We start from the raw sequence: 14,788 nt of genomic DNA on the forward strand, positions 1-14,788 counted from the left end.
TAGGGTCCAAAACTCTGCGCTTTTTTATAAATTTAAAACAACAAAGCATTAAATATGTCGGGGAAACTATTCATATTCTCAGCACCAAGTGGATCGGGTAAAACAACGATTGTACGTCATCTGTTACAACAGGATTTAAAACTAGAATTTTCGGTATCGGCAACCAGCAGAGCTAAGAGAGGCAACGAAATTGATGGCAAAGATTACTATTTTTTAAGTGCTGAAGATTTTAAGCAAAAGATTGCTAACGATGAGTTTTTAGAATGGGAAGAGGTTTACGAAGGTTGCTTTTATGGTACCTTAAAAAGTGAAGTTGAACGAATTCGTAACAAAGGAAACAATGTAATTTTTGATGTTGATGTTGTTGGTGGAGTAAATATTAAAAAGTTTTATCAAGATGATGCTTTGGCTGTTTTCATTCAACCTCCTTCAATTGAGGAATTGGAAAACAGATTGAGAAGTAGAAATACCGATAGTGATGACGTAATTGCCAACCGAGTTAAAAAATTCAAATTCGAATTGGCTTTTGCCGATCAGTTTGATACGGTAATTATCAACGACAAGTTGGAGGATGCACTAGAGGAAGCTGAAAACAAATTACAAAACTTCATAAATCAATAAAAAATGAAAATCGGTTTATACTTCGGATCATTTAACCCGATACACATTGGTCATTTGGCAATTGCCAATTATATGGCTGAATATTCCGATTTGGATCAAATCTGGTTTGTGGTAAGTCCTCAAAATCCATTTAAGCAAAAAAGTAGTTTATTGAGCGATTACCATCGATTAGAGTTGGTCAATCGCTCGATTGAAAACTACACAAAGTTAAAAGCATCTAATATTGAATTTGGTTTGCCAAAACCATCTTATACAATTGATACTTTAACTTATCTGAAAGAAAAATTTCCAGCTAACGAATTTTCTTTAATTGTAGGATCTGATAACCTGAAAAGTTTTTCAAAATGGAAGAACTACGAATTGATTTTGCAAAATCATGATTTGTATGTCTATCCTCGACCAGGCTTTAAAGACGAAGAAGTACAGTTAGAGGGGAACATCCATTTGGTAAATGCTCCCTTAATGGAAATCTCATCAAGCTTTATAAGAGAGGCAATTAAGAACAAAAAAGAGATTCCTTACTTTATGCCAAAAGCGGCATATCGCTATTTAAAGGAGATGCATTTTTACGAAAAATAGCATAAAAAAAAGGCAGGTCCCCACCTGCCTTTTCTAACCCAAAATGATTTCCAATACGAAATTTTAACCCTAAAACCTTATACAAGTCATATTGAAATACCGATTCGATCATCGTGCCTAACCACTACACTCCCGAATCGGAGTGCAAAGGTAATCATTATTTTAAAACCGCAAAGTTTTTATTTCTGATTTTGATTCTTTTTTTAATAAAAATAACGCATAAAAAAAGGCTGCAAATTGCAGCCTTTTATATTTTAAAATTTACATCACACCTTAGTTAAAAACAGAATCATCTACACCTTTATTTACAGATAGTTCTGTAATCGTAAGTGGCATTTCCTGTGGTCCCATTTTAGTAATGGCTGAGTATGGATATTTGATACCTTCAACTTCCGTATAGTTCTTATACAAAGTAGTTACACTCATACCTTGTTGCTGTGCAATAGTTTTTAGCTTTAAACCAGAATCAGCACTAAAAAACTCGTACTTCGTATTGCCTTGAGAATCTTTAACTTCAAGCTTGTAAGCTTTTTCGCCATCAACATTTTCAGCACCAACAATTTTCATGCTGTAACCTAATTTTTCCATGTTTAACTCAGGACACATCTGTGCCTGCTGCTTGAATCCTGCCAATTGAGCTTCATTAGCTACCATTTCGTTTCCTTGAGCAACAACTCTACCTGATGTACCATTGTAATACATTGCTTGCATCACCTGACCATTCATTGTCATTTTCATGCAAAACTTCTCATTGTTTTTCTGAGCTGATTCTACATTAATACTCATTGGTCCCATTTTCATCTCACCTTTAATGCTAAGATCTTTAACTGCCATCCAGTTATCACGACCGCCAATAGCATCAACATAGTTTGCGATTACAGTTTTACAGGTCAATCCTTCAGGAATTGCATTTGGATCTTCCTTAACAATATCACCTTTGTAGTCGTACTCTTCTACCTTACCAGTCGAGCTTAATTTAGCCAATTGCTTCTTGTATTTCTTATCACCTACCACCAAATAAACGGCATTATTAGGATCAACATACTTTTTAGCCATTGCCTGAATATCTTCCAATGTCACTTTATCTAATTTTTCAAGATAAGTTGCATAATAATCTTCAGGTAAATTGTAACGCTCAATAGCCATTGCAAATCTTGCAATTGTTCCCGGATCTTCAAGAGATCTCGCAAAATCACCAGCCATAGTTGCCTTAGTCATATTCAAATGATCTTGAGTCAATTTGGTATCTCTAATACGATCCATTTCTACCACCATTTGCATTAAAGCACTATCAGTAACTTCTGCTTTTACTTCAGAACTGGTATAGAATCCACCTACCAATTTATCTGAATAAAGTCTGGAACCTGCACCATAAGTATAAGCTTTATCTTCACGTAGATTTTTCATTAATAATCCTGAGAAACCACGACCCAACATAGCATTCATAACTGAAGCTGGAATCACATCAGCATTTCCCTTCTTCAATTCAAATGAATTGTAAATGCGAACTAAAGATTGAAGAGCAGCATCTTTATTCGATAAAACCACTCTCTTACCTTCCATTTTTGCAGGCATTTCATATTTGTGATTTGGTACTTCAGCAGATTCCCAATCTCCAAAATATTTCTTCACTAATTTTTTAGCTTCTTTTGTAGTGATATCACCAACAATTGCCATTAAAGCTTTGTTCGGCTTAAAGTAAGTAGTGTAATATTTTTTACAATCTTCAACAGTAAAGCTCTTAACAGTTTCCTCAGTTACAACATCTCCATAAGGATGATTCGCAGGGTAAAGAACTCTGCTTCTCATATTGCTTGCCATTGAATTAGGATCCGTCTTGTTTGCTTCTAATCCTGATAAAGTTTGCTTCACAATCTTATCAAACTCTTCTTGTGGGAAAGTAGGATTCTGAAGAACATCAGCCATTAATTCAATAATTTTCTCTTTATAGCGAGACAAACCACCTGCATCAACACCGCTTGATGAAACACCCAATTCAGCACCAATAAAATCGATCTCTTCAGCAATTTGCTTACCCGATCGTTTTGTGGTTCCTCTATCTAAAAGTTGACCCATAACCGATAAGTAACCCGCTTTGTCACCTTCGGCAATAGGATCGTTTAGTAATGAAATTGCAAATCCTACTTGTGGCAATTTGTGATTGGCAACAACCAATACTTTCATTCCATTCTTTAGAGTAAACGTATCATAATCCCCTAATTGAACTTTAGGTGCAGGACCAGCAGCCGGAGCTTTTGTTCTATCAACCTGAGCACTTGCGGAAATCACAAAACAAACTGCGATTAGAAGTGCAAATAATCTATATAAATTTTTCATTTTTCTCTTTTTTCAGTTCGTGAATAATTAAAACATCTAAATCTTAGATATTACTATTCCTGAGACTATTAATTTTGCTTTGGTAAATAGTAAAGAACGACTCTATTCTTAGGTACAAAGTACTTTTTAGCTACTTTACGGATATCCTCTCTCGTAACTGCAAAGTATTTATCCAATTCCTTATTTACTCTTTCTGAATCTTTAAAATAAGTATAAGCCGTTGCAAGATTTTCAGCACGTCTCTCTATTGTTGAATTAGAGCTTACCAATTCATTTTCAATCTTATTTCTTAATTTCTGAAACTCTTTTTCCGAAATTAATTCATCACCAACCATAGCAAATTGCTTGTCCATCTCGTCTTCCATAACTTTAGGATCAACACCCATATTAGGAATACCAAATGCAAGAGTTAAACCTGGATCTTCATTAGGCATTGGGAAAGCCATCAATTGAATAGCCAACTGTTGCTTATCAACCAATTCTTTATACAAACGAGAACTTTTACCATCTGTCATCAATTTCGACAACATGTCAACAGCATAAAAATCTGAAGTTCCAACTGCTGGAATGTGGTAAGCCTGGATAACTGCAGGTAACTGAATGTTATCAAAAACTGTATCTCTTACTTCTGCAGTTTTTTCTGGTTCTACAATATTCGGACGATAAATTTCTTTTGTTCCTTTAGGAATCTCAGCAAAATAATCGTTAATCAATTTCTTAGCCTCATCAGTTTTAAAATCACCACAAATGGTTAAAACAGCATTGTTAGGCACATAAAACTCTTTGTAGAAATTCAAGAAATCTTCATCTTTTGCATTACGAATATGCTCTTCATCTCCAATTGGAGTCCAACGGTAAGGGTGCTTTGTATAAGCATGAGCCATTGTTTGAGGCAGGATAGTTCCGTAAGGAGGATTATCATAGCGTTGCTTCTTCTCTTGAATTACAACACCTTTCTGAGTCTTAATTCCTATCTCCTCAACTTTTGCGTGTAACATTCTTTCTGACTCTAACCAAAGACCTAAAGCCAATTGGTTCGATGGTAACATTTCGAAATAGTAAGTTCTGTCAGTAGAAGTATTCGCATTCAATTCTCCTCCTGCTCTGGAAACATACTTATCGTATTGGTGACGCGGAATATTTTTGGTTCCTTCGAACATTAAATGCTCAAAAAAGTGTGCAAATCCAGTTAATTCAGGACTTTCATTTTTTGAACCAACGTGATACATTACAGATACTACGATATTAGGAGTAGTATGATCCTGCTGTAAGATTACGTGCAAGCCATTCTCTAAATCGTATTCTTCAAACTCGATTTTCCCATTTTGAGAAAAACCGCTTGCCAATACTGAAACTACCAGCAAAGTAAGTAGTAGAAGCCTTTTCATCATCATTTGATATAGTTTTACATTAAAATTAATTCGATTGTTCTCGAAATCTGACAAGCAATATTAATTGATTTGCAAACTAATGTCAATTTTTTTGGATGAACTCCTACTTAGCACGATAAAACCAAGTTTGACACGGTTTAATTATTTCTGATAAACAAAAAATATAAGATTAGTTAATTTAATTGTTCATTCTACTAAACAAAAAGAGGAGTTCTATAATAGAACTCCTCTTGATTAAAAGTATATTAGTTTTGTTGTAATCTATACTTCCTGTATTACTTCAACACTACCAATTCCTTTTTGAATTGCTTCAATATTTAAAGGAATTAATTTGTGGTGACGCTCAGGAAGAGATTTCTCTAGTCCTTTCTGTACATTCTCAATCTTCACAATAGGCTTCACCTTAAGGAATCCACCCATAATGATCATATTGAAAGTTTTTGGATTACCCATTTCAGTAGCAAGTGCAGCACCAGGAACCTTAAAGATATTAATATCTTTTCTTTCTGGGTGACGAGTGATACCATTTGGATCATACAAAAGTGTTCCACCAGGCTTAATATCCTCTTCGAATTTGTCCATCGATTGCTGATTCAAGATGATAGCAGTATCAAACTTTTTCAACACTGGAGAACTAATTCTATCGTCACTCAAAATTACGGTCACATTTGCAGTACCTCCACGCATTTCAGGACCATATGATGGCATCCATGAAACTTCCTGATCTTGCATGATACCTGAGTAAGCTAAAATTTTACCCATTGAAAGTACACCCTGACCACCAAATCCTGCAATGATAATTTCTTCTGTCATTTTTTTACAGTTTTAATTGATTTAAAATGAAGTTCTATTCATCTTTTAATGTACCCAATGGATAGAAAGGGAACATATTTTCTTTCATCCAATCGTTAGATTGAGTTGGAGATAATTTCCATCCGGAACTACAAGTTCCAACTACTTCGATAAAAGAAAGACCTTTCATCTCTCTGGTATTTTCAAAACCTTTACGGATAGCTTTCTTCAACTTTCTAACCGCTCCAGCTGTTTCTGCTGATTGACGAGTTACAAAACGTGTACCTGGTAACAAGCTAACCATTTCACTAATCTTCATTGGAGCACCTGTTAAAGAACAATCACGTCCGTAAGGAGAAGTTGCAGTTACCTGATTTTCCAAGGTAGTTGGAGCCATTTGTCCTCCAGTCATACCGTAGATTGCATTATTTACGAATACAACCACAATATTTTCACCACGGTTACATGCGTGAATAATTTCAGCACATCCAATTGATGCCAAATCGCCATCTCCCTGGTAAGTGAAAACATATTTTTCTGGCATTAAACGAGAAGTTGCAGTAGCCAATGCAGGAGCACGACCGTGAGCAGCTTGTTGCCAGTCAATATCAAGGTAATTGTAGGCTAATACAGAACAACCCACTGGTGAAATACCAATTGTTTTCTCCTGAATATCCATCTCATCGATAACTTCAGCAATTACTTTATGGATTACACCGTGAGTACAACCCGGGCAATAGTGCATTTCGTTATCTAAAAGAACTTTGGTCTTATCGTACACCAAGTTCTCTTTGCTAATAATATTATTGATTTCAGTTGTTGCTGTCATAACTTATTTTCCTAAAATTTTTTCTTCCAAAGCTTCTACAACCTCTTCTGGAGTAGGAATAATTCCACCATAGCGACCGTAGTGCTCTACAGGAACTTTACCATTAACTGCTAGTCTAACATCTTCTACCATTTGACCAGCACTCATTTCTACAGATAGGATACCCTTAACTTGTCCTAGCATTTCTTGAATTTGCTTCGTTGGATAAGGGAAAAGAGTTATTGGGCGTAACAAACCTACTTTAATGCCTTTTTCTCTCGCAATTTCAACAGATTTTTGACAAATACGAGCACTTGAACCATAAGCTACGAATAAGTAATCAGCATCATCGCAAGCAATTTTTTCGAAACGAACATCGTTCTCTTCCATTGCGCGATATTTTGCCTGAAGCTTATGATTGAAAATTTCTTGTTTTGCTGAATCCAAATCAAGAGATGTAGAAATATTACGTTTAACGCCTGGCTTTTTACCATTTGTTGCCCATGAACCAGAAATCTTCTCGATCTCTTCTGCAGTCCAACGTGGCTTAAAGTCAGCCAATTCAACTTTCTCCATCATCTGACCAATAACCCCATCAGAAAGGATCATTGTCGGATTCAAGTATTTAAATGAAAGTTCAAATCCTAAATCAACAAAGTCGTTCATTTCCTGAACTGATGCAGGAGCCAAAACAATTAATTTATAATCACCATGACCACCACCTTTTACAGCTTGAAAATAATCAGACTGTGCTGGTTGAATTGTACCTAAACCAGGTCCTCCTCGTACAATATTAACAATCAAAGCAGGAAGCTCAGCACCTGCTAAATAAGTAATCCCTTCAGCTTTCAAACTGATACCAGGACTAGATGACGAGGTCATTACTTTCTTACCACATGATGCACCACCGTATACCATATTGATAGCAGCAACTTCACTCTCAGCTTGCAGAACCACCATTCCTGTTTCTTTCGCAGGTTGGCGGATCATTAGGGTCTCCATAATTTCGGATTGAGGGGTAATAGGGTAACCAAAATACCCATCACATCCACAACGGATAGCTGCTTCAGCGATCACCTCATTTCCTTTCATTAAACGAACGTCTCCCATTACAAATATTTTTATAAAATTTCAGTTTTACTATTTAGCACCTATTGTACTAGCTTGCCTTTACTCTATACACTGTAATAACAGTATCAGGACAAACTAAACCGCAACTTGAACAACCGATACAAGCGTCTGGATTAGCCATGTGTGCATAATGGTAACCTTTACCATTTACATCTCTTGCCAACTCGATAACCTTAGTAGGACAAGCAACGGCACAAAGACCACATCCTTTACATTTTTCGGTTTCGACTACAATAGCACCTTTAAATTTTGCCATAGCATTAATGATTAAAAATTAAATGTTTTTCACACTATAAAGGTAACAATTCAAAAGCATTTATCACGATTTAGCTTACAATTCATCACCTCTCTAAATCAACTGAACTTCAATTCATTACACCTAAACAATTGAATTTACATTCAGTCTAAATAATATAATCTATTTAGGATTAAGATATTAAGTATCAAATTACCCTAACTTATTCTCTAATTGATAATGCTTTGCAAACTCATTTAGCCTGTATTCCAAATCTGGAAACTGACTTCTTGATATTTGCGAAACACATGCGCGTAAACCTTCTTTCAAACTTCCCGTCTCTACTAAGCATATTGCAGAAATTCCATAATACAGTAATTTCTTATTCAATTCTGCTCCTGTCATTCCCGGATAAGAAATGGTAAAATAAAATCCATCAGCCAATGGCTCATTTACGTCTGTATCATAAACCAATTCAAAACCATTATCCGTAAACAGTTTTTTCATGATTTGTGCTCTTTCTCCGTACTCCTTAACATCGCTGATAAAATCAAAACTTCCTTCATTTGCAGCTTTCAACATTGCACTAAGTGCATATTGTGCTGAATGAGATGTTCCGGAAGATAGAGCATAAATTATTCGGTATATTACTGTATAGCCAAACTCTTCACCACCAAATCTGGCTTTAAGGTTTTCGTATTTTCTTTTGTACAATTCATCTGAAATGCAAAGTAAACCAATTCGTTGACCAGCATAACTAAATGCTTTCGAACTTGAAATCATCAACACATAATTATTGGTATAATTTGCAACTGTTGGTTGATATGGAGCAACGCCCGGCTTCCCCAAATCAGTGCGGAAATCCATAGCGAAATAAGCTAAATCTTCCATTACAATCGTATCGTACTCATTTGCCAATTCCCCAATTGTTCTTAACTCTTCCTCATTGAAACAGATCCAAGCAGGATTGTTTGGGTTGGAGTATATAATACCAGCAATATTTCCTTTCGCCAAAAACTCTTCAAGCTTAGCTCTTAATTTATCTCCACGATAATTGTATACATCAAATGATTCATATTTCTGTCCCATTACCTCTAATTGAGTCTTTTGAACAGGAAATCCCGGATCAATAAATAAAATCGTATCTTTTTTTGCATCGCAACCACCAATTGCCATAAATGCAGCATAACCTCCCTGCATAGAACCAACTGTTGGCACAACACCATCTGGATTTAGATCTACATTCATGAAATTCTTCACAAATTTAGAACCCTCTTCCTTTAACTCGCGAACCCCTTCTAACATAGGATAGGCAGATGCAACTCCATCTTCTAAAGCTTTCTTCTCTGCATCAATTCCGACCTTGGTCGGTTTCAAACCAGGAACTCCCATTTCCATTCTTATGAACTTCTCTCCCGATTCTTCTTCGATCATGTTTACAACGCGAACAACATCACGAATTGATGCATCGCCCATATCATCGATTCCACAAATCTGTAATTTATTATCTACTATTTTTTTATTTATAGGAGTATCAATCATGGTTCTATATTTTCTCTGTTTATTTGGGTTAACAGCGTGAAATAAGATTCTAAATATGCTACTTTCAGTCTTTAAGCATTCAGATCCATCTCACTTAATAATCTTATGCAATTTTACGAATTTTAATAACAATTTAAAACAGTTTAGTCTTATTTGATTGCAATCTAAACAAAGTAATCGTTTTAAATCTATCAAATCATTACCTGTGGTAGTAATTTGATTTTAAATCCAGAAAAAAAGGCTGATCGGTAAACCGTCAGCCTTTAAATATTATCTGAATATTAATAATCTATTCGAATTCTGGCAAAATAATCTTTAACCAGTTTGCGACTCTTTTCTCAGTCATATCCGATTCAAAATCCTCATCAAGAGGCAAACCGATAAATTTCCCGTCAACAAATGCTCTGGATTCATTAAATTCATATCCTTCATCACTTACCTGACCAATAATCTCAGCTCCTGTTTCTTTTATAACATCAGCAAGATCTCCCATTGAATCTACAAAGAAATCAGCGTAAGCAATATGATCACCCAAACCAAAAAGAGCTACTTTTTTGCCTTTTAAATCTAAGCCATTCAATTTTGGTAAAAAGTTATCCCAATCGTTTCCTGTATTATCAGAAGACCATGTGTGTTTTCCTAATGTAGAAATTCCCATAATAATACATGAATATTGCGCGACAACATCCGCATCAACATCCTTTACTTTATGAACTTCTACTTCAGTAGTTGTAATTTTATCAGCTACAATTTTTGCCGCTCTTTCTACATTTCCGCCTTCAGGCCCGTAAAACAATCCAATTTTACTCATAGGACTATATTTTAATGATAGTGTGTTATTGTTTTTATCTTACACAAAGATAAAATTATTTGGAACTTTTCAAACTTGCAATGGCAAGTAAAACACCCAATACAATTCCTAATACCGCAGCAAATAGAACTTGAAAATCAGCAGGCAATAAAAAGGTAATTGTATGAGCTGGAATCCAGAAAAATGGAATAGTTTTTTTGAACACAAAATTCCATTGTACTCCCCAATCCATATTCACAAATATTTTAGAAAACTGAATTGGTCGAAATAAACCAAGAATCGTTCCTCCATTATTCACAATATGGATATCGGTAATTTTATGAAGCGTCATCATTACAGGAGCATAAATCAAATTCATGAAAGCACTTATACTAAATGCAACCAATAATTTACTTCCGGTTAATGGACCTTTCATTGCTTCAACAGCACCTTCCACACCTAAATAAGATAGGAAAATTGGTGTTCCTGTTGCAAAAATTACAAACGCTAATTTAATGGTCAATCCTAAAAATCCCCAAACAATAGCTCGGGGAATAACACCAAAACCCTTTTGATAATAATTACCTGTACGAATTCTTAAACCGATAACCTCTCCAATGGTTGCCAAAATTGCAAATTTCACAAAACTGGTAACCATTCCATGGGCTTTGTTAAAATCAATATAGGCATCAAATACGGTCTGTGATATGAAAAAAGGAAGGAACAATAGCACAAATCCCATCCAAAATAATAAATCTTGTTTTTTCATTTTATCAATAGTTAGATTTAATTTGGAAGCTATATTTTCAACTTCCCTTTTGAAGAAATAGCATGAGAAATTTCCCATGCTATTGTCTTTTTATTTTTCCGCTTGCTCTGTGTAGTTGCCAACACCTTTTAAAAATCCACTTTTCACCTCTTTCCATCTTATAGCAATTCCAATTAACAGAACAACCACAAAACAGATCATCATCTTCTCATTCTTATTAAGGTCTTTCCACTTTCTCATTGCAAACTATAATTTAAATTCCGAACTGAATTCGGTATTATTTTTCAATTCTGATTCTTGCATCAACTGCAACAACCGCATCTTTGTTTCCCAATAACGGATTTAAGTCCATTTCGAAAATTTCAGGAGCAACTTTCATTAAAGCAGCTACTCTTGTAATTGATTCAGCAAACTTATCTTCGTTAACTGGTTCCTGTCCTCTTACGCCTTTAATGATACCGTAAGATTTCAATCCCTGGATCATTTCATGAGCTTCATCCTTAGCTATTGGAGCAAGAGATGCTTTCACATCTTTCAAAACCTCGATAAAGATACCACCTAAACCACACAATACCATGTGACCAAATTTATCTTCACGCTTTGCGCCGATAAATACCTCTGTACCACTTAGCATTTGTCCTAACATTACAGCGTAGGTATCTTTAATCTGCATCATTCTTTTAAACTCAGAACGAACAGTTGCTTCATCTTTAACGTTAAGAGTAACTCCCCCAACATCAGATTTATGAACAGGTCCAACAACCTTCATCACCAATGGGAAACCAATTTCTTTTGCAAGAGTAACTATCTCCTCTTCGGTATCAGCAACACCTTCTTTAGCTCTTTCAATTCCAGCAGCATCTAACAAATTGTGAAGTTGTTCAGGACTTAAATATCCATTTTCAGCTTCATCAATAATCTTACGAATTCCTGCTTTATCAACCTCAGGCATTTCAATTTCTTCCGGCTGTGGTTTTGTTGTGTGATACACTTTAGCCAAAGCATCACCAAATACTACTTCATCTGGGAAATTGATTCTTCCTTTTGCCAGAAAATGCTCAATTTCATCCTTCACATTAATAATAGATGGAAGAATAGGATAAATCGGTTTTTTACACTCCTTCATTTTCTCGTGAAGAAGATCATATACATCATAAACCGGGAATAATCCTGGACTACCAAAGATTACTGCCATCGCATCGATGTTATCAAAATCATTTTCACAAGCATCAATAATATCGCCTAATTGCTGAGCTGTACCAGTTGCGAGAAAGTCAATCGGATTTGCTACAGACGATCCTCCGTATAATTTTTCTAATAAAGCATCCGCCTTTGGTCCTTCAATATGTGGAACATCCAAACCATTGTTAGAAAGTGAGTCTGTAAGCATAACTGCAGGTCCGCCAGCATGAGTGATAACTGCAATATTTTTTCCTTTCAATTCAGGATGCATAAAAATAGAGGCAACAGTGGTTAACTCTTCTCTACCACTACAGCGTACAATTCCAGCTTTTTTAAATAATGCATCCACAGCAACATCAGAACTAGCTAAAGCACCGGTATGAGAAGAAGCAGCACGACTACCAGCTTCCGAACTACCAGATTTTACAGCTGCAATCTTACATCCTTTGCGGATCAAAGAAGAAGCATGTTTCAATAACATTTCTGGTTTATCGATATTCTCAATATAAAGAAGCTTTACTTTGGAACTTGTTTCCGGATCGAAGCTCTCATCCATATATTTCAATATCTCCTCAACACCCATTTGTGCCGAATTACCAACCGAATATACGCTTGAGAAAGATAATCCTTTAGGAACACCTGATTCCATAATGAAAACAGCAGTTGCTCCAGAACCAGAAATAAAATCACATCCCTGAGGATCTAAACTTGGGATTGGAGTGGTAAATACTCCATTATAGTTAGAGTTTAAAACACCAACACAGTTAGGTCCAATTAAAGAGCCATCAACTGAGTTTACGATATCAACAATTTCCTGCTCCAGTTTCGCACCTTCTTCATTTTCTTCACTAAATCCAGCTGAAAGAATAATAAAAGCTCTGGTGTTTCTTTCTTCGGCAAGAAACTTAATTGTAGATGGACAAAATTTAGCTGCAATTGCTAAAATCGCTAAATCAACCTGAGGCAAATCCTTAGGATCTTTAAAGGATTTAACTCCTTGCACCTCGTCCATTTTAGGATTCGCCACATAAAGCTCACCCTTAAAATCTCCATCAATAAGGTTTTTCAATACCTTTCCACCAGGTTTTTGTACATCATCGGAACCTCCAACAACAACAATACTTTGGGGGTTAAGTAACTGTTCGTTTATCATGATTTGTTATTTATAATTTTGCGATTTTCCGACAAATATAGTAATAATACACTCCTAACAATTTGATTTTTCATACAATCCGTAAGTAAAAATCATTTTATTGCTTCTAATATTACAATTTAGAATATTTCTAAGATTCATTTTTTCAAACGATTGCAAAAAACATGTAATTTCGGAGATTCAAGTGCGTAACTCCAATTTGTAACCAATGGTACAAAAAGCTAGAAATTTATAAGTATTTTTGCCATTGAAATTAAAGAAGATTGTAACTAATGACAAAAAGTGTTGAGCAGATCTTACAGCAAGATCAATTTACCAGAGAAGATATCATTCGCCTGCTAAAATCTAAAGATGAAGACGAAAAAGCTTTATTTGTCAAATCTTCAGAAATCAAATTAAAGTACATTGGTAAGAATGTACACTTTCGTGGATTGGTGGAATTTTCAAACATCTGTAAAAAAGATTGTTTGTACTGCGGTATTAGAGCCGGAAATCAGAATGTAGACAGATATGATATTGCGGACGAAGAAATATTAAAAGCTGCAAAATTTGCCTACAAGAACAATTACGGATCAATGGTTTTGCAATCAGGCGAAAGATCCGATCAAACATTTGTTGACAGAATTACCAATCTTTTGAAAGAAATAAAAAAGCTTAGTAATGACGAACTTGGAATTACCATTTCGCTTGGTGAACAAAGCAAAGAAACCTATCAAAAATGGTTCGACGCAGGTGCTCACCGTTATCTATTAAGAATTGAATCGAGTAATAAAGAACTCTACAACAAAATACACCCAGACAACGAAGAGCACTCTCACGAGACACGACTTAAATGCCTACAATCGCTTCAGGATATCGGATACCAAACCGGTACAGGTGTAATGATCGGTATTCCATTTCAGACCTATGAAGATTTGGCAAATGATCTTCTGTTCATGAAAAAGTTCGATATCGATATGGTAGGAATGGGACCATTTATTGAGCATGATGAAACTCCAATGTATGAGTATCGTGATCAATTAATGAGCTTAAATGATCGTTTTCGCTTGACTCTTAAAATGATTGCAGTATTAAGAATCATGATGAAAGATATCAATATTGCATCTGCAACTGCTTTGCAAGCAATTGATCCATTGGGAAGAGAAAAAGCACTTCGCCTTGGAGCCAATATCATTATGCCAAATATTACTCCTACAAAAGAGAGAGCCAATTACCTTTTATACCAAAACAAACCTTGTATTGATGAAGGTGCTGATGATTGCACCAATTGCATGGAGGCAAGAATTAACATGGCAGATGGTGAAATTGGCTATGGAGAGTGGGGAGATTCGAGACACTATGCCAGCAGAAGGAAAAATTCTTAAAAAGAAGAACTCATATTAAGACTTAAAAAATAATACCTAAAGTGTTTTCAACTTTAGGTATTTTAGACTCTTCTCTACTCTTGCCATAATAATT

Annotated in this window: 14 protein-coding genes; 3 read left to right on the forward strand and 11 right to left on the reverse strand. The window is 35.4% G+C overall.

Features of this window, described 5'->3' with window-relative positions; genetic code table 11:
- The first annotated feature begins 54 nt into the window (after nt 1-54).
- Nucleotides 55-621, forward strand: a complete 567-nt coding sequence (gene gmk, locus GCQ56_RS09945) for a guanylate kinase (protein ID WP_152734322.1) — start codon at nt 55-57, stop codon at nt 619-621.
- Between the two features lie 3 nt (nt 622-624).
- Nucleotides 625-1,200, forward strand: coding sequence for a nicotinate (nicotinamide) nucleotide adenylyltransferase (gene nadD, locus GCQ56_RS09950; RefSeq protein WP_152734323.1), 576 nt, complete (start codon nt 625-627; stop codon nt 1,198-1,200).
- Nucleotides 1,201-1,473: 273 nt separating this feature from the next.
- On the opposite strand, the gene GCQ56_RS09955 is transcribed toward nadD, so the two are convergent.
- From GCQ56_RS09955 to GCQ56_RS10000, 11 genes are all read right to left on the reverse strand, one after another.
- Nucleotides 1,474-3,537, reverse strand: coding sequence for a pitrilysin family protein (locus tag GCQ56_RS09955; RefSeq protein WP_152734324.1), 2,064 nt, complete (start codon nt 3,535-3,537; stop codon nt 1,474-1,476).
- Between the two features lie 68 nt (nt 3,538-3,605).
- Complete coding sequence (locus tag GCQ56_RS09960) at nt 3,606-4,931, reverse strand: pitrilysin family protein (protein WP_227006045.1); 1,326 nt, start codon at nt 4,929-4,931, stop codon at nt 3,606-3,608.
- Nucleotides 4,932-5,189: 258 nt separating this feature from the next.
- The gene (locus GCQ56_RS09965; protein ID WP_152734325.1) at nt 5,190-5,741 is read right to left on the reverse strand and encodes a 2-oxoacid:acceptor oxidoreductase family protein; all 552 of its coding nucleotides are present in this window, start codon (nt 5,739-5,741) and stop codon (nt 5,190-5,192) included.
- 34 nt (nt 5,742-5,775) lie between these two features.
- On the reverse strand, nt 5,776-6,549 hold the full coding sequence (locus tag GCQ56_RS09970; RefSeq protein ID WP_152734326.1) for a thiamine pyrophosphate-dependent enzyme: 774 nt from the start codon (nt 6,547-6,549) through the stop codon (nt 5,776-5,778).
- 3 nt (nt 6,550-6,552) lie between these two features.
- The gene (locus GCQ56_RS09975; protein WP_152734327.1) at nt 6,553-7,638 is read right to left on the reverse strand and encodes a 3-methyl-2-oxobutanoate dehydrogenase subunit VorB; all 1,086 of its coding nucleotides are present in this window, start codon (nt 7,636-7,638) and stop codon (nt 6,553-6,555) included.
- Between the two features lie 49 nt (nt 7,639-7,687).
- A complete protein-coding gene (locus tag GCQ56_RS09980) occupies nt 7,688-7,915 on the reverse strand; it encodes a ferredoxin family protein (protein WP_152734329.1) in 228 nt (75 codons plus the stop codon).
- 192 nt (nt 7,916-8,107) lie between these two features.
- A complete protein-coding gene (locus tag GCQ56_RS09985; protein ID WP_152734330.1) occupies nt 8,108-9,436 on the reverse strand; it encodes a pyridoxal phosphate-dependent aminotransferase in 1,329 nt (442 codons plus the stop codon).
- Nucleotides 9,437-9,725: 289 nt separating this feature from the next.
- Nucleotides 9,726-10,247 carry a flavodoxin gene (locus GCQ56_RS09990; protein WP_152734331.1) on the reverse strand — a complete coding sequence of 174 codons (522 nt, stop codon included), beginning with the start codon at nt 10,245-10,247 and terminating at the stop codon, nt 9,726-9,728.
- 55 nt (nt 10,248-10,302) lie between these two features.
- Complete coding sequence (locus tag GCQ56_RS09995) at nt 10,303-10,995, reverse strand: hypothetical protein (protein ID WP_152734332.1); 693 nt, start codon at nt 10,993-10,995, stop codon at nt 10,303-10,305.
- A gap of 90 nt (nt 10,996-11,085) precedes the next feature.
- A complete protein-coding gene (locus tag GCQ56_RS20280; RefSeq protein WP_193323762.1) occupies nt 11,086-11,235 on the reverse strand; it encodes a hypothetical protein in 150 nt (49 codons plus the stop codon).
- Between the two features lie 37 nt (nt 11,236-11,272).
- A complete protein-coding gene (locus GCQ56_RS10000; protein ID WP_152734333.1) occupies nt 11,273-13,330 on the reverse strand; it encodes an acetate--CoA ligase family protein in 2,058 nt (685 codons plus the stop codon).
- Between the two features lie 272 nt (nt 13,331-13,602).
- Between GCQ56_RS10000 and hydE the strand changes: the two genes are divergently transcribed.
- Complete coding sequence (hydE, locus tag GCQ56_RS10005; protein WP_152734334.1) at nt 13,603-14,694, forward strand: [FeFe] hydrogenase H-cluster radical SAM maturase HydE; 1,092 nt, start codon at nt 13,603-13,605, stop codon at nt 14,692-14,694.
- Nucleotides 14,695-14,788 lie beyond the last annotated feature (94 nt).

The sequence above is a fragment of the Marinifilum sp. N1E240 genome, from assembly GCF_009295825.1.
GTDB classification, from domain to species: domain Bacteria; phylum Bacteroidota; class Bacteroidia; order Bacteroidales; family Marinifilaceae; genus Marinifilum_A; species Marinifilum_A sediminis.